Here is a 21,092-nt window from a genome sequence, read left to right on the forward strand (position 1 = left end):
TATAGATTTCTTTTTGGTTACGGGTTTGTTAAGCGCTTTAGTACCGGGTCGGGGGATCGGCCCTTTTTTGGCATGTCGGTGGTTCACTCCCCGACTTAGTCGTTAACGAGAGGAAGGGCGCTTACAATGCTCCGTAAACTTGCTGCTGCATCAGTCATTGCAGCTTTTCCGGCGGTCTCGCATGCCGCCACAATCATCTCAGACGGGAACGTGTCGCTCGGCATCGATGATCTGGGTCAACTCAATGTGAGCGGCGGCAACGCAGATGTCGCCGGCGAAACAGTAGTCGGCGTACGTTGGATTGCCGATACCGGCGTCGAATATGAAGGCACTTCGCACGGCTGCCTGTGCGAAGGCTGGGGTATTGCCATCGACGGCACCACCGCAGGCTATGCCGACAACGCCGACGGCGTTGCTGGCCTGTCCAGCGTCAGCTTCACATCCACAGCGACCACCGCTCAATCGGTTGTCCAGTTGAGCGGATCTGACGTTTTCGTCACGCACGACTTCCAACTGTCCGCTTCGGACGACCTGATGGAAGTTGTCGTCACGATCGAAAACCGCGGCACAACCGCAGTGAACGATGTGATGTACCGCCGTGAAATGGACTGGGACGCATCGCCGACCCCGTTTAACGAGTTCGTCACAATCGGCGGCACCAGCACAACATCGTTGCTTGCAGCCTCCTCCGATGACGGTTTCATCGGCGGCGACATCCTGTCGTCCCCGATTGCAGGTTCCGATCTGCTAAGCTGTGGCGAAACCGTCGACTTCACCGCATGTGGTCCTGACGATCACGGCGCGGTGTTCGACTTTGACTTCGGGTCCATCGCTGGTGGCGACAGTTACTCTTTCTCCATCTTCTACGGTGGTGCAGAGAACCTGGACGCAGCTGAAGCGGCACTCGGCGCTGTTGGCGCAGAGCTGTTCTCCTTCGGTTGGTCCGGTGACGATGCTGACCAAGACGGGTTCAGCGACGTGAACGGTGATCTCACGCCCACCTTCATCTTCGCCTTCTCCGGCGTTGGCGGCACTGTGATCATTCCGCCGACCACACCGAACCCGAGCGCGGTTCCGCTGCCGGCAAGCTCCGTTCTGCTGCTGGCAGGTCTGGGCGCAATCGGCGCGATGCGGAAACGCAAGACCGCGTGACCCGCAGTTTGAAATAGTCTACAACGGGCGTCCTCGGGCGCCCGTTTTCTTTTGCCCGCAAGCAAGGACATCGTCATGCGTAAACTCTTCGTCGCAGGCCTTCTGTCATTGGCCACATTCCCGACCCTCTCTGCCGCGCAAGAACAATCTGGCGGTTGGATCCCGAAATGCGATGATACGAAATGCACGATGGCGCGGGAGTTGAACCGCGCAGAGGATGGCAAGCGCGTGGCGACATTCTTTGCCGTCAAACAGATCGACTCTGGCGCAATCCGCCTGGGTGTCGCCCTGCCTCTTGGTATCCTGCTGGAACCTGGTGTGCGCTTCGATCTGGACGGAACCGCCTTGGACCTGCCCTTTGAAGTTTGTTTCCCCGACGGGTGCCGCGCACAGCGCGTATTCACCCCCGAGGAACTGGAAAAGGTCGAAGGGGCTGACGAAATCTCTGTCCGCTTTTTCGCCTATGGCTCGGCGAACCCGGTCTCCATCGTGATGCCTGTGGATGGGATGCTGGGCGCGTTCGACCAGTAATCACTGCCACGCACCTGCCCGGCAGGGCTTGACCCGCGCGCGCAGGTCAGCATCGTCGGGATATGGTCACGCCCACCCCGCCCGATTTGCCACCTGCCCCGTCGCCGCGATGGGGTATCGTCACCACGGTGAAGGCGCCGCCCGCGCGGATCGCGGAGTTCTGCGCCTATCACCTTCGCGCCGGGGCGGCGCATATCACTCTTTGCCTGGACGACCCGAACGGCGACGTGCCCGCCCCGGTGGCCGCGCATCCGCGCATCACCCTACAGCGTTGCGACGCCCAGCACTGGCGCGACCTGACAGGCAAACGGCCGGAGAAACATCAGCAGCGGCAAACGCTTAACGCCACATGGGCCTATAGGCAGTCTGGCCGCAGGCTCGACTGGATCGCGCATATCGACGTGGATGAGTTCATCACCGCACCCGCCCCCATCGCAGATATGCTTGGCACTGTGGCGGCAGAGCAATTCTGCCTGCGCCTGCGCCCGATGGAGCCCTTGGCCGGCGCGCCGGGCCTGTTCAAAAGCAGTGTCCCGCGCGGCCCGGATCGGGACCGTATCTTGCAAGACCTCTACCCCGATTGGGCGGACTTGCTGCAAGGCGGACTGCTCAGCCACACCGCCGGAAAGCTCTTTGTTCGGACCGGTGCGCGCAATATTCGCCTGCGCATTCACAACGTCTTTCAGGGGCAGGTGCGCAACCCCGCCATGACCGAGATCGCCCAGATGCGACTGGCCCACATGCACGCCCCGAATTGCGACGCGTTCTTACATGCTTACCGGTTCCGTCTGACGCGCGGATCCTACAGGGCGGAACTTGCGCCAAACCGGCCACGCGAACAGGGCGGCGTCACCTTGCACGAACTCTTGAGCCAGATCGAAATCGACTCGGGCGAGGACGGTCTGCGCCAGTTCTACGATCAGGTTTGCACTGCCCACCCGGCGCTTTTGGAGGAGCTGGAGCGTCACGGATTGCTGCACCGTGCCGATTTACAACTGGAAGAGGCTGTAACCGCCATATTCTCAAGCAAAATTTGACCCTGAGCACCGCGCCTGATATGACCCACCCAAGCGCTGCCATACGGGTGGCGCATTGCTAGTTGGCGGGCCAAAGCAGATGTGTCCGCACCCGATAGACGGACATAATGACAAAGTTTTCTGACCTTAATCTGAACCCGAAGGTTCTCAAGGCGATTGAAGAAGCCGGGTACGAAAGTCCCACCCCCATTCAGGCCGGGGCCATCCCCGCCGCGCTGGACGGGCGCGATGTGCTGGGGATTGCCCAGACCGGAACCGGCAAAACCGCCAGCTTCACCCTGCCGATGCTGTCGCTTCTGGCCCGTGGCCGTGCGCGCGCCCGTATGCCGCGCAGCCTCGTGCTGTGCCCGACACGCGAACTTGCCGCACAGGTGGCCGAGAATTTCGACACCTATTCCAAGTACCTCAAACTGACACGTGCCCTTTTGATCGGCGGCGTCAGCTTCAAGGAACAAGAGGCGATCATCGACAAGGGCGTTGACGTGTTGATCGCCACGCCGGGCCGCCTTCTGGACCATTTCGAACGGGGCAAACTGATCCTGTCGGATGTGAAAGTCATGGTCGTGGACGAAGCCGACCGGATGCTCGACATGGGGTTCATCCCCGATATCGAACGCATTTTCGGCCTGACCCCCTTCACCAGGCAGACGCTGTTCTTCTCCGCCACCATGGCGCCAGAGATTGAGCGGATCACCAACACCTTCCTGTCCAACCCCGAACGGGTTGAAGTCGCGCGTCAGGCCACGGCCTCCGAGACGATCGAACAGGGTGTTGTGATGTTCCGCGCCTCGCGCAAGGACCGGGAAGCCTCTGAGAAACGCAAACTTCTGCGCATGCTGATCGATGGCGAGGGGGAGAAATGCTCCAACGCGATCATCTTCTGCAACCGGAAGACCGATGTGGATATCTGCGCCAAGTCGTTGAAAAAATACGGGTATGATGCGGCGGCGATCCATGGCGATCTGGACCAGTCGCAACGGACCAAAACGCTGGAAGGGTTCCGCGACGGGAACCTCCGCCTGCTGGTGGCGTCCGATGTGGCGGCGCGCGGGCTGGACATTCCGGCGGTGAGCCATGTGTTCAACTTCGACGTGCCGGGCCATCCCGAAGACTACGTGCACCGCATTGGCCGTACCGGTCGCGCCGGGCGTGAGGGCAAGGCGATTACCCTGTGTTCGCCGCGCGATGAGAAGGCTTTCGATGCGGTCGAAAAGCTCATCCAGAAGGAAATCCCTCGTCTGGACAACCCGCTGAAAACCAAGGACGCCCCTGCGCCCAAGGAAGATAATGAGGCGGCCAAAGAGTCAGCACCGCAGGAAAAGCGCAGCACGCGCAGCCGCCGGAGCGAGCCCAAGCCCAAAGAGCCGACACCGCAGCCGCAACGCAATGAGCCGCGCGGTGAAAAACAGGAGAGCGGGCGCAGCCGTGACCGCAGCCGCCGCGATGACAAGAACAAGGTCGTCGGTCTGGGCGATCACCTGCCCGGCTTCATCGCGATGAGCTTTGAGGAGCGTAAAGCGGGCTAACCCCCGCAGCGCTGCCGGTTCCGGCAAAGACCATCGCCTGCCCCCGTCGGCGGATGCTAGAAATGAAAACGCAGGCCAGTGATCTGGCCTGCGTTTTTCGTTGGTCCGATTGTCCGCGCTTAGCTGAGGCGGCTGACGATCACCGTGACTTCCGGCTTCCGGCCGATTTCATCTTGCGCCGTGCTGCGCGTTATGCGGCGCAGCTCGTCCTCCAGCTTGTCATCGTCGGACAGCGTGGCGGGCGAGGCACGGCCAAGAAACTGCGACAGATCCTCTTCCAGCACGTCCAGCAGCGGCGCCTTGGACCGGCCAATCTCTGGCAGGCCCATCAGCTCACACCACGGCTCACCCAGGGGTTCGTTCTCTTCATCGATCAGGACCGACACCGCCACATGACCGTTCAGCGCCATGCGGATACGATCCCGCACCACCCCGTCCATCGCGCCGATCTGCACCGTCCCGTCCAGGTAAGTGCGTCCGGTTTCGACGTATTCGGCCACGTCCAGCATATCCGGCCCGATCTGAAGCATCGTGCCATTCACGGCCAGCGCGCTGCGATAGCCCTTGGCCATCGCCAAGCGGGAATGTTCACGCAGATGCCGGTGTTCGCCATGCATCGGAATGACGGAGCGCGGATTGACGATCTCGTGCAGCCGCTCAAGGTCGGGCCGGTTGGCATGGCCGGACACATGGTAATGCCCGCCAGAGCTTTCATCGACCACATCCACCCCCATTTCGGAGAACTGGTTGACGATGCGCAGCACCTCCCGTTCATTGCCCGGGATGGTCTTAGACGAGAACAGGAACGTATCGCCTTCCTTCATCAGGATGCCGTTATACTTGCCCCGCGACAGTTGCGCAGAGGCGGCGCGGCGCTCGCCCTGACTGCCTGTGGCTAGGATCATCAGGTTCTCACGCGGGATCTGCCGCGCATCTTCGGGGCTGATGACTTTGGGGAACTTGGTCAGAACCCCCGTTTCGATGGAGGCTTCGACCATGCGCCGCATCGCCCGGCCCAGAAGGCAGATCGACCGCCCTGCCCGTTCCCCCGCATCCGCCAGCGTCTTGACCCGCGCCACGTTGGAGGCAAATGTCGTCGCCACCACCATGCCCTTGGCCCCGGCGACCAGCGCTTCGATCTCTGGCCCGACGGTGATCTCGGACCGGCCCGGGCTGCGCGACATGACGTTCGTACTGTCACAGGCCAGGGCCATGACACCGGATTTTCCGATCTCCGCCCACATCTCTTCGTCGAACGGCTCCCCCACCACCGGGGTCGCATCCAGCTTGAAATCGCCCGAATGCACGATCCGCCCCTCGGGCGTGTCGATCACCAGCGCAGAGCTTTCGGGGATCGAGTGACTGATCGGCACGAAGCCCACGCGGAACGGCCCGGCCTCAACCTGCTGCGGCCATGCCGAAACAGTCTCAACCACGTCTTCGGGCAGACCGTTATCGGCCATCTTGCGCCGTGCGATATTGCCGGTGAAGGCGCGGGTATAAACCTTGGCCCCAAGACGCGGCCAGCAATGGGGCAGCGCGCCCACATGGTCTTCATGCGCGTGGGTGATGAAAATCGCCTCGATCTGGTCGGCCCGCTCTTCCAGCCACGCGATATCGGGCAGGATCAGATTGACCCCGGGAGAGGTTTCCATGTTCGGGAAGGTCACGCCAAGATCAACGACGATGAGCCGCTCCTTGCCTGCCGGACCATATCCGTAGACGTAACAGTTCATCCCGATTTCACCCGCCCCACCGAGGGGCAGGTAGATCACGCGTTTCTGGCTCATGCCTTATCCTTGTTATAATCGTAGATCACGGTCAGCCCGTGCATTGTCAGATCGTCTTCAATTGTATCAAAGAGCATCTCCCCCGAAGCGAACAAAGGCGCAAGCCCTCCGGTGCCGATAACCTTCATCGGTCGGCCATACTCCGCCTTGATTTGCCCGATAATGCCGCGGATCAGCCCGACATAGCCCCAGAACACGCCCGATTGGATGCAGCCCACCGTATTGGTGCCGATCACCTTGTCGGGCTGGGTGATGTCCACATGCGGCAGCGCGGCGGCCCCTTGGTGCAGCGCTTCGAGGGACAGGTTCACGCCCGGAGCGATCACACCGCCCACATAGGCGCCATCCTCCGCCACCACATCGAAATTCGTTGCCGTGCCGAAATCCACCACGACCGCATCGCCGCCATGCCGGTCAAAGGCACCGGCGACATTGGCCAGACGGTCCGGCCCGATTGCCGTTCCCGCATCCACACGTGGCGGCACGGGCAGCGCGCATTCCGGCTTGCCCACGACCAGCGGGCGGCAGTTGAAGAACCGGTCGGCAAAGACGCGCAGGTTCCACACCACGCGCGGCACCGTTGAACTGATCACCACATCGGTGATCTGCGCCTTGATCCCGTAATGCGCAACAAGCGTCGAATACCATGTGAAATAGGCATCCGCCGTGCGCGCATGGTGGGTCGATGTGCGCAAGGTGCACAGGAATGTTTCGCCGTCCCAGATCGAGAACACCGTATTGGTATTTCCGCAATCAATCGCCAACAACATGGCGGTCCCTCCCTAGAAGTAGATATCGGCAGCGGGGATCGCCACGCGACCATTGGCGGTCTCTAGAACAAGCTGACCGTCATTGTCCACGTCCACGAAGCGGCCCTGCTGTTCGCTGGTGCCGGTGCGGGCGGTGATCACCTCCCCCCGGCGGGCCGCCCGGTCCAGCCAAAGCCGGCGGATCGGTGCAAAACCTTGCGTGGCAAAGCTGTGCTCATGCCGGGCATAGGCGGCGGCGAGTGCGTTCAGGAAATCCTCTGGCGTGACGGCGATGCCAGTTTCGGACAGAAGTGACACGGGCCGTACCGCACCTTCCTCGACCTGCGCGGCAGAGGGGGCTTCGGCAAGGTTGACGCCGATCCCGATCGACAGATGGTTGACGCCGGTGCCGTTCCCGACGCTCTCCAGCAGGATACCCGCCAGTTTGCCGCCGTTCAGCAAGACATCGTTGGGCCATTTCAAAGACAGACCGGACGCGCGCCCCGTTACCGCAACAACCGCATCGAACAGCGCCAGCGCCGCCACGAAGGACCGCAGCGCCGCCTGTTGCGGCGGCGCGTCCGGGCGAAGTACAAGCGTTGCCGCGAAGTTACCCTTGGGGTTGTGCCATGCGCGCCCGCGGCGGCCACGGGCCGCTGTCTGGTGCAGGGCGAGTATCCACTCCGGCCCCGCAAGGCTGTTCGCGATGCGGCGCGCTTCGTCCAACGTGCTGTCCACTTCGGCCAACACACGGCGACCATAGCCCACAGGCCAGTCCTGCTGGGTCATCCTGTCACGCGCATCCTTCGCGGGGTCATGTCAGTTGACAAGCGACAGTGCTGCCGCGTTCGCCGCGCCCTCGATCCCGAACAGATTCACGATGCCAAGGATCATCACCGCCGCGCTGGCCATCAAAAGACCCCACAGAACCGGTGTCGATTTTCCGACATCCAGGGTATCCCCCCGGTCTTCGCCGAAGAACATGAAATAGACGATGCGCAGGTAGTAATAGGCCCCGATGGCCGAGGCGACAGCAGACGCCACCACCAGCCAGACCATGCCCGCGTCAATCGCCGCGATCCAGACGCCCAGCTTGGCAAAGAAGCCAAGGAAGGGCGGCACACCGGCCAGCGAGAACAGCAGGAACAGAAGCGCCCAAGCCTTGGCCGGTTCGCGTTTGGCGTAAAGGTTCAGCGCCCCGATATCGGTGACGGGTTGGCCGTCCTTTTCCATCATCAGGATAAAGGCGAAGGTGCCGACATTCATCGTCACATAGACCGCCATATAGATCAGCATGGCCTGCACACCCAGCGCGGTGCCCGCCGCCAGACCGATCATCGCATATCCCATATGCGCGATAGAGGAATACGCCATCAGCCGCTTGATATTCGTTTGCCCGATCGCCGCGATCGCGCCAAGGAACATGGAAGCGACAGACAGCAGCGCGATGACTTGGCTCCAATCCGCGACAGCCTGCCCGAAAGCATCATGCATCACACGGGCAAACAGCCCCATCGCCGCGACTTTGGGCGCCGTCGCAAAGAAGGCGGTGACCGGCGTGGGCGAGCCTTCGTAGACGTCCGGCGTCCACATGTGGAACGGCACCGCAGACACCTTGAAGGCAAGACCCGCGATCAGGAAGACAAGGCCAAAGAGAAGACCGATCGACACCTCGCCATGCACGGCTGTCTGGATGATGCCGCCAAATTGCGTCGTCCCCGCATAGCCATAGACCAGCGACGCACCATACAGCAAAAGGCCCGACGACAGCGCGCCAAGAATGAAGTATTTCAACCCTGCCTCGGTCGAACGCAGGCTATCCCGGCGCAGCGAGGCCACGACGTAAAGCGCCAGCGATTGCAGCTCCAGCCCCATATACAGCGTCATCAGGTCGCCGGCAGAGACCATCACCATCATCCCGACAGAGGCCAGCGCCACCAGCATCGGATACTCGAACCGCAGCAGCCCCTTGCGGGTCATGTAGCCTTCGCTCATCAGCAGAACCGCCGCGCCAGAGACCAGCAGAACCACCTTGGCATAGCGCGAGAACGCATCGTCGATGAACAGCCCGCCAAAGGCGAGATGCCCTCCCTCGCGGGTCATCCCGATCCACAGCGCTACGGCCAGCATGACCGCCACCGTCATCCACAGCAGCAGCGACGCCACCTTGTCCTTGCCGGTATAGACCGCTCCGACAAGCCCCAGCATCGCGAAGACCGCCAGAATGATCTCGGGTAGGATGATGTTCAGATCCGCGCTCATTCGCCCGTCCCCTTATTGAGTCTCGGCCACTTGCGTCGCGGCCTCTGCCGCGGCAAGCGCCGTGTCATAATTCGATACCAAGGCTTCGACCGACGGGCCGATCACATCCAGCGCCAGCGCCGGATAGATGCCCAGCCACAGGGTCATCACCACCAGCGGCGCGAAAATCCAGCGTTCACGTGCGGTCATGTCCGAAATCGTCTTCAGGCTTTCCTTGATCAGATCCCCGAACACCACCCGGCGGTACAGCCACAGCGCATAGGCCGCCGAGAAGATCACCCCGGTCGCCGCCACCGCCGCAACCCATGTGTTGACCTGGAAGGCCGCCATCAATGTCAGGAATTCGCCCACGAAGCCAGAGGTTCCAGGCAGCCCGACATTGGCCATCGTAAAGAGCATGAAGACCAGCGCATAAGCCGGCATCCGGTTGACCAGCCCGCCATAGGCGTCGATCTCGCGCGTGTGCATCCGGTCATAGACCACGCCGACACACAGGAAGAGCGCGCCCGAGATGAAGCCATGGCTGATCATCTGGAAAATCGCGCCGTCGATCCCCTGCTGGTTCGCGGCAAAAATACCCATCGTGACAAAGCCCATATGCGCGACAGAGGAATAGGCGATCAGCTTCTTCATATCCTCCTGCACCAGCGCGACCAGCGATGTGTAGACCACCGCAATCGCGGACATCCACAGCACCAGCGGCGTCATGACATCGGCCCCGACGGGGAACATCGGCAGGCTGAACCGCAGGAAGCCATAGCCGCCCATCTTCAACAGGATCGCGGCCAGCACCACGGAACCCGCCGTGGGCGCTTGCACGTGTGCATCCGGCAGCCATGTATGCACCGGCCACATCGGCATTTTCACCGCGAAGCTGGCAAAGAAGGCAAGGAACATCAGCGTTTGCATCCCGCCGACGACCTGCACGCCAAGCACGCTGAAATCGCTGAACTCGAAGGAGTGTTTCAGCAGCGCCTCGATATCGGTTGTACCGGCATCCACATACATCGCCACCATCGCGACCAGCATCAGAACCGAGCCAAGGAAGGTGTAGAGGAAGAACTTGAACGAGGCATAAATCCGGTTCGCCCCGCCCCAGATCCCGATGATCAGGAACATCGGGATCAGCCCTGCCTCGAAGAAGAGGTAGAACAGCACCATGTCCAGCGCGACGAACACGCCGATCATCAGCGTTTCCAGCATCAGGAAGGCGATCATGTATTCCTTGACGCGCACCTTCACATCCCAGCTGGCCAGAATGGTCAGCGGCATCATGAAGGTGGTGAGCATCACGAACAGCACGCTGATCCCGTCCACGCCCAGTTTGTATTTCAGGCCAAGGATCCAAGCGCCCTCTTCGACGAACTGAAAGCCCGTGTCGTTGCGGTCAAATCCAAAGAGGATGAACAGCGAGATCAGGAAGGTCGCGCTGGTGGCAATCAGCGCCAGCCATTTTGCATTGCGCTGCGCGGCCTCGTCCTCGCCCCGCAGGAACAGGGCAAGAATGATGGCGGCCAGTGCCGGGATGGCAAGGGTGATGGAAAGCAGGTTGTCCATTACTCCGCTCCTCCGCTGAGCGTCATCCAAGTAATCAGAAGCGCCATGCCGATCACCATCGCGAAGGCATAGGTAAAGATGTAGCCGTTCTGCGCCCGGCCCGCGAGGCGGGTGAAGAACGGAATGATGCCCATGGACACCCCATTGATCGTCCCGTCAATCGTGGCGCTGTCGCCGTTCTTCCAGAGGAAGCGGCCAATGGCTAAGGCTGGCTTGACGAAGATCACGTCGTAAATCTCGTCGAAATACCATTTGTTCTTGAGGAACAGGTACAGCGGGCGCTGGTTTTCGGCCAAGCGACCGGGCAGCGACGGGTTCACGATATAGAAGAGATAGGCAAGACCCAGCCCCAGCAGCATCGCGATGAAGGGCGAGGTTTTCACCCATTTCGGTGCCGCATGGGCGTCGTCCAATACGTGGTTGTCCGGCGCGAAATACAGCGCGCCCTCGCCCGGTTGGCCGGTGAACGCATAGTGATGATCGCCGCCATGGGCCATTTCCTCATCGCCGTGATGCGCCTCTGCCGTGCCGTCGGCCTCATGCGCGGCATGGGTATCCGCGTCATGATCCGCGCCATGGGCGTCGTCGTGACCATCGGCCTTCGCGTCGTCATGCGCACCGGCCTCTGCAACCGGGATGCCGTAGAACTTGCCGACCTGATCCGCGTGCCCGAAGAAGCTGTTGTACCAGATCATCCCCGCCAGAACCGAGCCAAGCGCCAGAACGCCCAGCGGGATCAGCATGACCATCGGGCTTTCATGGGCGTGCTCATGAGTGTGCTTGTCGCCACGTGCCTCGCCGAAGAATGTCAGGAAGATCAGCCGCCAGCTATAGAAGCTGGTCATCGCCGCGGCGATCACCAGGGACCAGAAGCCGAAAAGCGAACCGCCTGCATAGGCGCTTTCGATGATCGCATCCTTGGACAGGAACCCGGCGAAACCGATTGTGGTCAGCGGAATTCCGACCCCGGTGATGGCCAGCGTGCCGATCATCATCGCCCAATAGGTATAGGGGATCTTCTTGCGCAGGCCGCCATAGTTCATCATGTCCTGCTCGTGATGCATCGCATGGATGACCGAACCGGCGCCAAGGAACAGCATCGCCTTGAAGAACGCGTGTGTGAACAGGTGGAACATCGCGGCCGAATACATGCCGACACCCGCCGCCACGAACATATAGCCAAGCTGCGAACAGGTCGAATAGGCAATGACGCGCTTGATGTCTGTCTGGACCAGCCCCACCGTTGCCGCGAAGAAGGCTGTGATCGCACCGATAATGGTCACGAAGGCCATCGCCTCGGGGGCGAATTCCATCAGCGGCGACATGCGGCAGACGAGGAAGACCCCCGCCGTCACCATGGTCGCGGCGTGAATGAGTGCCGACACCGGTGTCGGACCTTCCATCGCGTCGGGCAGCCATGTGTGCAGGAACAACTGGGCCGATTTGCCCATCGCGCCAATGAACAGCAGGAAGGCAATCAGATTGGCCGCGTTCCACTCTGTCCACAGGAAGCTGACCTGCGTTTCCGCCAGCGTCGGCGCGGCGGCGAAGACGTCATTGAAGTTGATGCTGTCGACCAGAAAGAACAGGCCGAAAATGCCAAGCGCAAAGCCGAAATCGCCGACACGGTTGACCACGAAGGCTTTCATCGCCGCCGCATTGGCCGACGGTTTGCGATAATAGAAACCGATCAGCAGATAGGAGGCAACGCCCACGCCTTCCCAGCCAAAGAACATCTGCACCAGATTGTCCGAGGTCACCAGCATCAGCATCGCGAAGGTGAAGAAGGACAGATAGGCGAAGAAACGCGGCTTGTATGTCTCCCCCTCGAACTGGGGGTCATGCGCCATGTAGCCGAAGGAATACAGGTGAACGAGGCTCGACACCGTGGTCACGACGATCAGCATGATCGCCGTCAGGCGGTCAAGGCGGATGGCCCATTCGGTCGACAATGTTCCGCTTTCGATGAAGCGCAGAATGGTGATCTGCTGCGTCACGCCATCGAAGCTCAGGAACACGATCCACGAGAAGAACGCCGCGACGAAGAGCAGCCCCGTAGCGATCCAAAGCGCGGCACGTTCGCCAATGAATTTCCAGCCGAACCCGCAAATGATCGCGCCAACCAGCGGGGCGAAGAGAATGAGCGTCTCCATATCAGGTCAGCCTTTCATCACGTTGACGTCTTCGACGTCGATGGTGCCACGGTTGCGGAAGAAACAGACGAGGATCGCAAGTCCGATCGCGGCCTCGGCCGCGGCGACGGTCAGCACGAAGAGCGTAAAGACCTGCCCCACGAGATCCCCCAGATACGAAGAGAACGCGACAAGGTTGATATTCACCGACAGCAGCATGAGTTCGATGCTCATGAGCAGGATGATGACGTTCTTGCGGTTCAGGAACAGCCCGAAGATGCCAATGACGAACAGTGTCGCCGCGACGGTGAGATAATGTTCAAGTCCGATCATCTGGAACCTCGATCCTCATAAGTCCTTCGGGTGGGCGCGGAAAACGTGCGCGTTTTCCGGACCGTTTTCCGCAACCGGAAAACGGCGGGCGCTGGGGTGGTCACTTTGCAATCCATCAGAGCCCCTGCCTTGATCTGCGAAAGCTCGGGCGGCGCGGCGACATCGCCTTGAGGCGCGACAGCCGGTATTCGACCCGCGCCCGTGCGGTCTCTGGCAGCACGCGCAGCGACTGGCGAATAATCCACGCGCCCGCCATCAGCTTGAACGCCCAGAACCCGGCATATGCCGCGATGCCTGCCGGCGAAAACAGAAAGGCCCAAAGCTCCGCCATTCTTTACAGCCCCTGCCCCGGTTTGACGTCTTTCAGTTCCATCGCCGTTGCCGGATCGCGGTACATCTGCGCCAGCACGTTCTGGCGTTTGACATCCGCGCGGTGGCGCAGCGTCAGCACGATCGCCCCGACCATCGCCACCAGCAGGATCAGACCGGACAGCTGGAACAAAAGGAAATACTGATCGTACAGGATCATCCCAAGCGCCTGCGTGTTGTGCAGATCGTCCGGCACCGGGTTCGCGCGCAGCCCCTCGGCAGCGGCATTGGCTTCCCACGCGCCAAAGGCCATGGCGAATTGCATCAAAATCACAACGCCGATCAACAAGGCCAGCGGCATATATCGGGCCATCTCGGCCTTCAGCTCGGCGAAATCCACATCCAGCATCATCACGACGAACAGGAACAGAACGGCCACCGCGCCGACATAGACGATCACCAGCAGCATCGCGACGAATTCCGCCCCAAGCAGCACGAAGAGCCCCGCCGATGACAGGAACGCCAGGATCAGCCACAGCACCGAATGCACCGGGTTACGGCTGATGACAGTGAACAGCCCTCCTGCGATCACGCAAATGGCGAACAGGTAAAAGGCAAAAGCATGTGCCATTATCTCTCCTCTCGCGCGCCGGCGGCGCCGCTATATGGGCAGGTCATGACACACCTGCCCGCACCGGGACCGGCCCGGCTGCATCCAGTTTCTTGATCTGATGTGCGAAAAACGTATCCGCCCCAGCCTGTTGGTTTTCGAACCACGGGCGCATGAAGCTGCCCCAAAGGTGCACGGCGACGGTTTGCGGTGACAGGCAAGACTCGACGAAGCTGTTGGACCGCCACAGATACTTTCGGTTGTTGTAGGAAATCGGATAGAACACCTCTGGGCTCAGGCCCAGATGACGGTAATTCATCGCGTCCAACATATGCCGCAGAGGCCATGGGCCACTGTAATATTTCGGCTCGAACGTGTTGCGGTGCACCGGGTCATCCATCTGCGCCCGCAGACGAAGCTCGGCATTGCGCACATCGCGGAAATAGGGTTTCGGCGTCGGATATTCTTCGCTGACGGCCTCCAAATAGGCCTGCAACAGCGGATGATAGGCATCCGCATAGAACACCGCGTTGTTCACATGGTCGCCCGGCATGTTCCCGAAAAGCAACCCGCCGACCTGTGGGAAGGCGTCCTTGACGACCAGAAGATCGCTATCGACCCAGACAAGCCCTTCCTGTTCGATCATGTGGAGCCGGAAGATATCCGCAAACATCGCCGGCTTGATGACCCGCGCGCCGCACAGCGCCTCATCCGCGAGGTTGACCTCACAGATATCGCGGGCATCGCGCCACGCGACGCCTTCAGGAAGGTTCTTGATCGGCGCATAGGAAAAGACCGTGATGTCCCAGCGATGCGCGACCATGCTGAGGAGGCAAAGCAACTCCATCCGCGGCAAGCTATCGCCCAGCCACAACGTCCCCAAAGCCGGAGAGCTCTTGCCAGAACGCACTGGCAGATAGGTGGCTTTCGCCCCGTTATGCCCGGCCACGCCCGTCACGTCAGCAACGACGCCTTTCGCACGGCGATGGAACGGCGCTGAAGCTCGTCGCTCATTCCTCGGTGTCCTTTCCGTCTTCCAACACGTCCCGCGCAATCTCCATCGCGCGTGTCGAGGCAGGCAGCCCCGCGAACATGCTCATCATGCCGATCGCCTCGTAGACCTGCTGATCGGTCGCTTCAAGCTCCACCAGATGGCGCACCGTCTGACGCAGCCCGATTTCGTTCTGCGCGCCTTGCATGGTCATCCCCGCCAGCGTCAGCATCAGCCGAGTCTTGGCGTCCAAACCGTTCTCGTTCACCGCGTTGCCGAACCATGCTTCCATGAGTTCCTTTGGCATCGTGGGCCAGAGCTTGTCGAACCCTTTGGGCGAAAAGGCTTCCATCGCCGGGAAGGACTTCGCCATCGCCTGCGCCTGTTCCATCATCAGCTCGAAGGGGGATTTACTGCTCATCTGTAGGGCGCATCCAGTTCAAGGTTGCGGGCAATCTCGGCCTCCCAGCGGTCCCCATTCGCCAACAGCTTGTCCTTGTCATAGAACAGCTCTTCGCGGGTCTCGGTGGAGAATTCGAAATTCGGCCCTTCGACAATCGCGTCGACCGGGCAGGCTTCCTGACAGAACCCGCAATAGATGCACTTGGTCATGTCAATGTCATAGCGCGTGGTCCGGCGCGAGCCATCCTCGCGCGGTTCGGCGTCAATGGTGATCGCCTGCGCCGGGCAGATCGCTTCACACAGCTTGCAGGCAATGCAGCGCTCTTCGCCATTGGGATAGCGGCGCAGCGCATGTTCGCCACGAAAGCGCGGGCTGAGCGGCCCCTTCTCATGCGGGTAGTTCAGCGTGGTCTTGGGCGCGAAGAAGTATTTCAGGCCCAGCTTCATCCCCGCCCAGAAATCCTGAAGCAGAAAGTATTTGGCAGCGCGTGAATAATCGATCTGCGTCATTGCTTAACCTCCTGTGGTCCAGCGCGCATAGGCGCCCCAGAACCATTCGAACTTTGCCGCGAAGGACACGAAGACAACCCAGAACAGGCTGAACGGCAAGAACACCTTCCAGCCGATCCGCATCAACTGGTCATAGCGGTAGCGGGGCGTGATCGCTTTCACCATCGAGAAGATGAAGAACACGAACAGCATCTTCATCAGCATCCACAGAATGCCGTCCGGCAGACCCGGAATGGGCGACAGCCAGCCGCCGAAGAACATCAGCGACACCAGCGCGCACATCAGAACCACGGCCACCAGCTCGCCAATCATGAACAGCAGGAACGGCGTCGACGAATATTCCACCTGATAGCCAGCGACGAGTTCCGATTCCGCTTCGGGCAGGTCGAAGGGCGGGCGGTTGGTTTCCGCCAGCGCAGAGATCAGGAACAGGAACAGCATCGGCAGATGCGGCAGCCAATACCACGAGAACAGGCCGAACCGACCATCCTGCGCCTCGACGATGCCGGTGAAATTCATCGACCCCGTGGAGATAATGACGCCGATGATGATCAGGCCGATCGACACCTCGTAGGAAATCATCTGCGCGGCAGACCGCAACGAGCCGAGGAACGGGTATTTCGAGTTCGATGCCCAGCCCCCCATGATCACGCCATACACCTCAAGCGAGGAAATCGCGAAAACGTACAGGATCGCCACATTGATATCCGACAGCACCCAGCCGTCATTGAACGGGATCACCGCCCAAGCCACCAGCGCCATCACCAGGCTGATCAGCGGCGCCAGCAGGAACACGGCCTTGTCCGCCCCCGCCGGGAAGACCACTTCCTTGACGATGTATTTCAGGAAATCGGCAAAACTTTGCAGCAGGCCATAGACCCCGACCACGTTCGGGCCGCGCCGCATCTGCACAGCGGCCCAGACCTTGCGGTCGGCATACATCAGGAAGGCCAGCGCCAGAAGGAGCGGGATCACCAGAAGGAAGATCTGCCCGATGATGACCAGAAGCTGGCCAAGGACGGTTGTGGTGAAGAATTCGTACATCTCAGGCCCTTACACCAATGGTATTCCCTTTTCGCGGCAGTTGGCGGCAACCACCTCCGCGTCGATTTTCGTCAGCCCCTCCGGCAGGGTCGGAGAAATCGTATAGACCGCGTCACCGGTCCAGACGCCGTTCTGCTCGTCGACCGACGTACGCACATGCCGGGCAAAACCATAGCCGCGCACCAGCGTATAGCCCGCCGCCGCACATTCGGCATAGGCCGCGACGTTGCGCGGCTCCAATGCGTTGGTCATTTCCACCCGAAATTGCACCAGATCCCCGTCCAACAATTGCGTATCGACGCCCCGGTAATCAGGGATCAACTGCTCTGCCGTCAGGACAGGCTCGCCGCAGGCGGCGAGAAGCAGGGGGGATATGAGCAAGGCCCGGTTCACTCTGCTGCCATCGCCTCTTGCCCGCGCGCCTTGGCCCCGGCGGAGAGCTCCGCCATCAGTTCCGAAGACCGTGCAATCGGGTTGGTCAGGTAGAAATCGCGCAGCGCATAGCGGAAATCCGCGTTGCCCAGCTTGCCCATCGCCAAGGGCTGCCACGCATTTTCCGGCACTGCGTCGATTTTCTTGAGATGGGGAACATCCTTTACCAGCGCCTGACGCAGCCCCGCAAGGCTGTCCCATGGCAACTGCGCCCCGACTTCTGCGGACAGCGCCCGCAAGATGGCCCAGTTTTCCTTGGCCTCCCCCGGCGCGAAACTGGCGCGCATCGCAAGCTGCGGACGCCCTTCGGTGTTTACGAAAAGCCCGTTTTCTTCAGTATAGGCCGCGCCCGGCAGGATCACGTCGGCGCGGTGCGCACCCCGATCGCCATGGCTGCCTTGATAGATCACGAACGCACCCGCAGCGATTTCGACTTCATCTGCGCCGAGGTTAAAGATCACATCCGCATCTTCGGTTGCCGCGATGCCCGCGTCGTTGACAGCGCCCACATCCAGCGCCCCGACCCGTCCGGCCGCCGTGTGCAGAACCATCAACTTGGCACCGCCCATCTCGGCCAGCTTCATGGCCGCAGCCAGAACCGCCGCGCCATCGGCTTCCTGCAACGCGCCCTGCCCCACGATGATCACACCGCCCGGCTTGTCGGAATGGTCTTGGGCCATGACCTCGTCAATCGCGGCGCGGCCTGCGCCCAGTTCGACCACCGGATAGCTCAGATCGACCGACGGGCCGATGCGCCCCACGGTGGCACCATGGGTCCAGGCCTTGCGGATCCGCGCATTCAGCACCGGCGCTTCTTCGCGCGGGTTGGTGCCGATCAGAAGGATCATCCTGGCGTCGTCGATATCTTCGATACGGGCCGTGCCGACATAGGCCGACCGGTTATCCGTCGGCAGTTTCGCACCATCAGTCCGGCACTCGACCACGCCGCCCTGCCCCTCGACCAACTGCCTGAGGCTATAGGCCGCTTCGACCGGGGCCAGATCGCCCACAAGGCCGACCAGCTTCGACGCGCCCTTGATGGCTTCGGCGGCCTTGCCAAGCGCTTCGGGCCATGTGGCCGGGCGCAGCTTTCCGTTCTCGCGCACATAGGGCTTGTCCAGCCGCTGGCGGCGCAGACCGTCCCAGACAAAACGTGTCTTGTCGGAAATCCACTCTTCGTTCACGCCGTCATGGTTGCGCGGCAGGAACCGCATCACTTCGCGCCCCTTGGTATCGACCCGGATATTGGACCCAAGCGCATCCATCACGTCGATGCTTTCGGTCTTGTTCAATTCCCACGGGCGGGCGGTGAAGGCATAGGGTTTCGACACCAGCGCGCCCACCGGGCACAGGTCAATGATGTTGCCCTGCAAGTTGGAATGGAGCGTTTCCCCCAGATAAGAGGTGATTTCCGCATCTTCCCCGCGGCCGGTTTGGCCCATCTGGGTGATCCCGGCGACCTCGGTCGTGAAACGGACACAACGGGTGCAGGAAATGCAGCGCGTCATATGGGTTTCGACCAGCGGGCCAAGGTCCAGATCGTCCACCGCGCGCTTTGGCTCGCGGAAACGGCTGAAATCGACGCCGTAAGCCATGGCCTGATCCTGCAAATCACACTCGCCACCCTGATCGCAGATCGGGCAATCCAGCGGGTGGTTGATCAGCAGGAATTCCATCACGCCCTCGCGGGCCTTCTTGACCATGGGCGAGTTCGTCTTGACCACCGGCGGCTGACCTTCGGGACCGGGGCGCAGATCGCGCACCTGCATCGCACAAGAGGCCGCAGGCTTCGGCGGGCCGCCTACGACTTCCACAAGGCACATCCGGCAATTGCCCGCGATCGACAGACGTTCGTGATAGCAGAAACGCGGAATTTCGATCCCCGCCTCTTCGCACGCCTGAATCAGGGTCATCGCCCCGTCGACCTCGATCTCCCGCCCGTCGATATTGATTTTGCGAAGGTCAGACATGTCGTTTTCCCGCCATTTACTTCAAGAGCCGCGCAATGACAGCGCCCCGGACGCCGCGCGCCCGACCTGCCACGCACGCCTTGCCCGCGTCCGGTTTCGTTTCGCTGCTGCCGAAGCTGCGCGCCTGCCGCATGGCCGCAGACACCCTGCGCCCGCCACGGCGCATAACGCGCGCTTCCACGTCCTGATTTTGCTGGATAAGCATCGCGTCAAAGGCAATGGATGCACGGGCCGAACCGTTCGAACCAAGGCAGCTCAAATCCGCGCCGCCCGGCAGGATCGCCGCCACGGCCGGAGCAGCCTGTTGAACACCCGTCGCATTGAACATGTCGTTCGCCTTGCCTCCGACGCTTTCTAGCTGTCAGCGCGCACGTAGCAGCGCGCCGATCCGGCTGGATTTCTCAATTTCTGCACGGCCTGCCGCGCAGTACGTTGCGGGGTCGGATTTCACAACCCCCAGTGTCGTCAAATACGCATCCCGCTTGGCCTCCATGCGCCGCTTTTCAGCATCGCTGCGCACATAGGATTTGATCTCATCCTTGGAGTAACCGATTGAAACTGCATAGTCTTGAAGATCGCTCAACTGACGCATCGCCTTCAGCACGCGGCCAGAGATCGCATCACACTCGTTTCGGATCTTATCCGCGACCGCGATGGCGAAAAGCCCGTTCTCGACCGGATCCACATCCCTTAGGGACGGCTTGGCCGCAACGCTTCCCGCCGCAACTGCACATACCAGCGATGACACCACAAAAAACCGCATCAGCGATACTCCTTATCTGCTGCTTCTAACGCGCGCATTGCGACGCGCGCGGTGCAGATGGGAACTTGATGCCCTGATATGCAATAACAGCCCAATTTACCACGAAAAAACGTGCGATATGCAGCCAAAGCGATCATCCCTCGCAGGCGCCTCGCAAAACCAGCGTATCGTTTTCGATCGAATAGGTCTCCGGCGCCTGATCCGGGCCGACGACCCAATCCACCGCCGAGTTTCCGAACGTGGTCACGCAATAGCGCGTCGCCTCATAACGGCCCGCTTCCCGCGCCCCTTCCAGCGAAGCGCTGACTGGCTTGACCGTCACCATGATCTGCGCCCGGTCGCCATCGACCTTGCTAAGCTTGGACCGGAAGAACTGCCCATCAAAGGCGATCTGGTCCTTTCTCGACTGACACGCGCTCAACGCCACGGCGCACACCATCATCCCCACAAAAAGTCTCACCGGAAAGCTCCTCCCATGGCCGTCACTGCCAGCACGGCAACGCAAACTGTTCCAACCGCCCACGTTGCCGAGCGCAGCCCTTGATTTTCCGTCGCGATATGCACCACCGCAGTTGCGATCCGCGCCACAAGGAAAACCGTCGTCAACATATTCACCCAGAACGGCGCGGCCCCGGTCATGATCGCCACCAGCGTGGCCATGACGAAGGGGCCGGAAATCTCGATCGCGTTCATGAAGGCCCGCCCGCGCCGATAGGCCGGATCCGAATAGTCGCGCTTGACCTGCCCGCAGGCGCAGCGGTTCTCGGGCGTTCGCCCCACCGTGGACAGCGCGCCCAGCACGAGGATCAGAATGGCAAATCCGGCCATCGCCGCCAAAGAGTGACTGTAAGGATCGAAAATTTCCAAGGTTTACTCCCCCGCCCCGCCGCTGGTGTGGGCTACCCACATCCGCGACTTATCCAAATTGGCCCGGCCGCTCTCCACCACGGATGGGGCGGTCGGGCCGGCCTGCAATCGGCCTATATGTTCCA

23 protein-coding genes are annotated in these 21,092 nt (G+C 61.1%); 4 read left to right on the forward strand and 19 right to left on the reverse strand.

The annotated features are described in order from the left end of the window. The first annotated feature begins 126 nt into the window (after positions 1 to 126). The 4 genes from E4Z66_RS05260 to E4Z66_RS05275 all read left to right on the forward strand — a co-directional run bounded on the left by E4Z66_RS05260 (position 127) and on the right by E4Z66_RS05275 (position 4,246). On the forward strand, positions 127 to 1,152 hold the full coding sequence (locus E4Z66_RS05260; protein WP_136461887.1) for a VPLPA-CTERM sorting domain-containing protein: 1,026 nt from the start codon (positions 127 to 129) through the stop codon (positions 1,150 to 1,152). A gap of 75 nt (positions 1,153 to 1,227) precedes the next feature. Then, the gene (locus E4Z66_RS05265; protein ID WP_136461888.1) at positions 1,228 to 1,683 is read left to right on the forward strand and encodes an invasion associated locus B family protein; all 456 of its coding nucleotides are present in this window, start codon (positions 1,228 to 1,230) and stop codon (positions 1,681 to 1,683) included. 62 nt (positions 1,684 to 1,745) lie between these two features. Further along, positions 1,746 to 2,720, forward strand: a complete 975-nt coding sequence (locus E4Z66_RS05270; protein WP_136461889.1) for a glycosyltransferase family 2 protein — start codon at positions 1,746 to 1,748, stop codon at positions 2,718 to 2,720. 107 nt (positions 2,721 to 2,827) lie between these two features. Further along, positions 2,828 to 4,246: a DEAD/DEAH box helicase gene (locus E4Z66_RS05275; protein WP_136461890.1), complete on the forward strand. Its 1,419-nt coding sequence runs from the start codon at positions 2,828 to 2,830 to the stop codon at positions 4,244 to 4,246. Positions 4,247 to 4,365: 119 nt separating this feature from the next. Here the strand turns inward: E4Z66_RS05275 and E4Z66_RS05280 are convergent, their stop codons facing one another. The 19 genes from E4Z66_RS05280 to E4Z66_RS05370 form a co-directional block, all read right to left on the reverse strand. Beyond that, a complete protein-coding gene (locus E4Z66_RS05280; protein ID WP_136461891.1) occupies positions 4,366 to 6,036 on the reverse strand; it encodes a ribonuclease J in 1,671 nt (556 codons plus the stop codon). Continuing rightward, positions 6,033 to 6,806 (reverse strand): type III pantothenate kinase, encoded by a 774-nt coding sequence (locus E4Z66_RS05285; RefSeq protein WP_136461892.1) that lies wholly within the window; start codon positions 6,804 to 6,806, stop codon positions 6,033 to 6,035. The genes E4Z66_RS05280 and E4Z66_RS05285 overlap by 4 nt, the downstream gene beginning before the upstream one ends. 12 nt (positions 6,807 to 6,818) lie before the next feature. Next, complete coding sequence (locus tag E4Z66_RS05290) at positions 6,819 to 7,574, reverse strand: biotin--[acetyl-CoA-carboxylase] ligase (RefSeq protein WP_136461893.1); 756 nt, start codon at positions 7,572 to 7,574, stop codon at positions 6,819 to 6,821. Between the two features lie 30 nt (positions 7,575 to 7,604). Beyond that, positions 7,605 to 9,047, reverse strand: coding sequence for an NADH-quinone oxidoreductase subunit NuoN (gene nuoN / locus E4Z66_RS05295; protein WP_136461894.1), 1,443 nt, complete (start codon positions 9,045 to 9,047; stop codon positions 7,605 to 7,607). Positions 9,048 to 9,059: 12 nt separating this feature from the next. Further along, positions 9,060 to 10,604 (reverse strand): NADH-quinone oxidoreductase subunit M, encoded by a 1,545-nt coding sequence (locus E4Z66_RS05300; protein ID WP_136461895.1) that lies wholly within the window; start codon positions 10,602 to 10,604, stop codon positions 9,060 to 9,062. Beyond that, on the reverse strand, positions 10,604 to 12,757 hold the full coding sequence (gene nuoL / locus E4Z66_RS05305) for an NADH-quinone oxidoreductase subunit L (protein ID WP_136461896.1): 2,154 nt from the start codon (positions 12,755 to 12,757) through the stop codon (positions 10,604 to 10,606). The genes E4Z66_RS05300 and nuoL overlap by 1 nt, the downstream gene beginning before the upstream one ends. Positions 12,758 to 12,763: 6 nt before the next feature. After that, positions 12,764 to 13,069 carry an NADH-quinone oxidoreductase subunit NuoK gene (gene nuoK, locus E4Z66_RS05310; protein ID WP_136461897.1) on the reverse strand — a complete coding sequence of 102 codons (306 nt, stop codon included), beginning with the start codon at positions 13,067 to 13,069 and terminating at the stop codon, positions 12,764 to 12,766. A 115-nt stretch (positions 13,070 to 13,184) separates the two neighbouring features. After that, positions 13,185 to 13,400, reverse strand: a complete 216-nt coding sequence (locus E4Z66_RS05315; protein ID WP_136461898.1) for a hypothetical protein — start codon at positions 13,398 to 13,400, stop codon at positions 13,185 to 13,187. A 3-nt stretch (positions 13,401 to 13,403) separates the two neighbouring features. Next, the gene (locus E4Z66_RS05320) at positions 13,404 to 14,009 is read right to left on the reverse strand and encodes an NADH-quinone oxidoreductase subunit J (protein ID WP_136461899.1); all 606 of its coding nucleotides are present in this window, start codon (positions 14,007 to 14,009) and stop codon (positions 13,404 to 13,406) included. A 43-nt stretch (positions 14,010 to 14,052) separates the two neighbouring features. Then, positions 14,053 to 14,946, reverse strand: a complete 894-nt coding sequence (locus E4Z66_RS05325) for a hypothetical protein (RefSeq protein ID WP_211097109.1) — start codon at positions 14,944 to 14,946, stop codon at positions 14,053 to 14,055. A gap of 52 nt (positions 14,947 to 14,998) precedes the next feature. Continuing rightward, positions 14,999 to 15,400 (reverse strand): carboxymuconolactone decarboxylase family protein, encoded by a 402-nt coding sequence (locus E4Z66_RS05330; protein ID WP_136461901.1) that lies wholly within the window; start codon positions 15,398 to 15,400, stop codon positions 14,999 to 15,001. Then, complete coding sequence (nuoI, locus tag E4Z66_RS05335) at positions 15,397 to 15,891, reverse strand: NADH-quinone oxidoreductase subunit NuoI (protein WP_136461902.1); 495 nt, start codon at positions 15,889 to 15,891, stop codon at positions 15,397 to 15,399. Before nuoI ends, E4Z66_RS05330 begins: the two co-directional genes overlap by 4 nt. 3 nt (positions 15,892 to 15,894) lie before the next feature. Further along, entirely contained in the window at positions 15,895 to 16,935 is a 1,041-nt protein-coding gene (nuoH, locus tag E4Z66_RS05340) for an NADH-quinone oxidoreductase subunit NuoH (protein WP_136461903.1), read from the reverse strand. Positions 16,936 to 16,944: 9 nt separating this feature from the next. Continuing rightward, positions 16,945 to 17,328, reverse strand: a complete 384-nt coding sequence (locus E4Z66_RS05345) for a hypothetical protein (RefSeq protein WP_136461904.1) — start codon at positions 17,326 to 17,328, stop codon at positions 16,945 to 16,947. Next, on the reverse strand, positions 17,325 to 19,337 hold the full coding sequence (gene nuoG, locus E4Z66_RS05350) for an NADH-quinone oxidoreductase subunit NuoG (RefSeq protein ID WP_136461905.1): 2,013 nt from the start codon (positions 19,335 to 19,337) through the stop codon (positions 17,325 to 17,327). Before nuoG ends, E4Z66_RS05345 begins: the two co-directional genes overlap by 4 nt. A gap of 16 nt (positions 19,338 to 19,353) precedes the next feature. Further along, the gene (locus tag E4Z66_RS05355) at positions 19,354 to 19,665 is read right to left on the reverse strand and encodes a hypothetical protein (RefSeq protein ID WP_136461906.1); all 312 of its coding nucleotides are present in this window, start codon (positions 19,663 to 19,665) and stop codon (positions 19,354 to 19,356) included. 33 nt (positions 19,666 to 19,698) lie between these two features. Beyond that, complete coding sequence (locus tag E4Z66_RS05360) at positions 19,699 to 20,100, reverse strand: DUF5333 domain-containing protein (protein WP_136461907.1); 402 nt, start codon at positions 20,098 to 20,100, stop codon at positions 19,699 to 19,701. A gap of 133 nt (positions 20,101 to 20,233) precedes the next feature. Next, positions 20,234 to 20,560, reverse strand: coding sequence for a hypothetical protein (locus tag E4Z66_RS05365; RefSeq protein WP_136461908.1), 327 nt, complete (start codon positions 20,558 to 20,560; stop codon positions 20,234 to 20,236). After that, the gene (locus E4Z66_RS05370) at positions 20,557 to 20,967 is read right to left on the reverse strand and encodes an MAPEG family protein (RefSeq protein ID WP_136461909.1); all 411 of its coding nucleotides are present in this window, start codon (positions 20,965 to 20,967) and stop codon (positions 20,557 to 20,559) included. The genes E4Z66_RS05365 and E4Z66_RS05370 overlap by 4 nt, the downstream gene beginning before the upstream one ends. Positions 20,968 to 21,092 lie beyond the last annotated feature (125 nt).

The organism is Aliishimia ponticola, assembly GCF_004803475.1.
GTDB lineage: Bacteria > Pseudomonadota > Alphaproteobacteria > Rhodobacterales > Rhodobacteraceae > Aliishimia > Aliishimia ponticola.

Excerpts from the sequence above, each read along its gene's own strand:
- E4Z66_RS05275 (WP_136461890.1), top strand. The coding sequence starts at position 2,828 with ATGACAAAGTTTTCTGACCTTAATCTGAACCCGAAGGTTCTCAAGGCG.
- E4Z66_RS05320 (WP_136461899.1), bottom strand. The coding sequence starts at position 14,009 with ATGGCACATGCTTTTGCCTTTTACCTGTTCGCCATTTGCGTGATCGCA.
- E4Z66_RS05355 (WP_136461906.1), bottom strand. The coding sequence starts at position 19,665 with ATGTTCAATGCGACGGGTGTTCAACAGGCTGCTCCGGCCGTGGCGGCG.
- nuoI (WP_136461902.1), bottom strand. The coding sequence starts at position 15,891 with ATGACGCAGATCGATTATTCACGCGCTGCCAAATACTTTCTGCTTCAG.
- E4Z66_RS05330 (WP_136461901.1), bottom strand. The coding sequence starts at position 15,400 with ATGAGCAGTAAATCCCCCTTCGAGCTGATGATGGAACAGGCGCAGGCG.
- E4Z66_RS05260 (WP_136461887.1), top strand. The coding sequence starts at position 127 with ATGCTCCGTAAACTTGCTGCTGCATCAGTCATTGCAGCTTTTCCGGCG.
- E4Z66_RS05315 (WP_136461898.1), bottom strand. The coding sequence starts at position 13,400 with ATGGCGGAGCTTTGGGCCTTTCTGTTTTCGCCGGCAGGCATCGCGGCA.
- E4Z66_RS05270 (WP_136461889.1), top strand. The coding sequence starts at position 1,746 with ATGGTCACGCCCACCCCGCCCGATTTGCCACCTGCCCCGTCGCCGCGA.
- E4Z66_RS05280 (WP_136461891.1), bottom strand. The coding sequence starts at position 6,036 with ATGAGCCAGAAACGCGTGATCTACCTGCCCCTCGGTGGGGCGGGTGAA.
- E4Z66_RS05285 (WP_136461892.1), bottom strand. The coding sequence starts at position 6,806 with ATGTTGTTGGCGATTGATTGCGGAAATACCAATACGGTGTTCTCGATC.
- E4Z66_RS05300 (WP_136461895.1), bottom strand. The coding sequence starts at position 10,604 with ATGGACAACCTGCTTTCCATCACCCTTGCCATCCCGGCACTGGCCGCC.
- nuoH (WP_136461903.1), bottom strand. The coding sequence starts at position 16,935 with ATGTACGAATTCTTCACCACAACCGTCCTTGGCCAGCTTCTGGTCATC.
- E4Z66_RS05290 (WP_136461893.1), bottom strand. The coding sequence starts at position 7,574 with ATGACCCAGCAGGACTGGCCTGTGGGCTATGGTCGCCGTGTGTTGGCC.
- nuoN (WP_136461894.1), bottom strand. The coding sequence starts at position 9,047 with ATGAGCGCGGATCTGAACATCATCCTACCCGAGATCATTCTGGCGGTC.
- E4Z66_RS05360 (WP_136461907.1), bottom strand. The coding sequence starts at position 20,100 with ATGCGGTTTTTTGTGGTGTCATCGCTGGTATGTGCAGTTGCGGCGGGA.
- nuoL (WP_136461896.1), bottom strand. The coding sequence starts at position 12,757 with ATGGAGACGCTCATTCTCTTCGCCCCGCTGGTTGGCGCGATCATTTGC.
- E4Z66_RS05265 (WP_136461888.1), top strand. The coding sequence starts at position 1,228 with ATGCGTAAACTCTTCGTCGCAGGCCTTCTGTCATTGGCCACATTCCCG.
- nuoG (WP_136461905.1), bottom strand. The coding sequence starts at position 19,337 with ATGTCTGACCTTCGCAAAATCAATATCGACGGGCGGGAGATCGAGGTC.
- nuoK (WP_136461897.1), bottom strand. The coding sequence starts at position 13,069 with ATGATCGGACTTGAACATTATCTCACCGTCGCGGCGACACTGTTCGTC.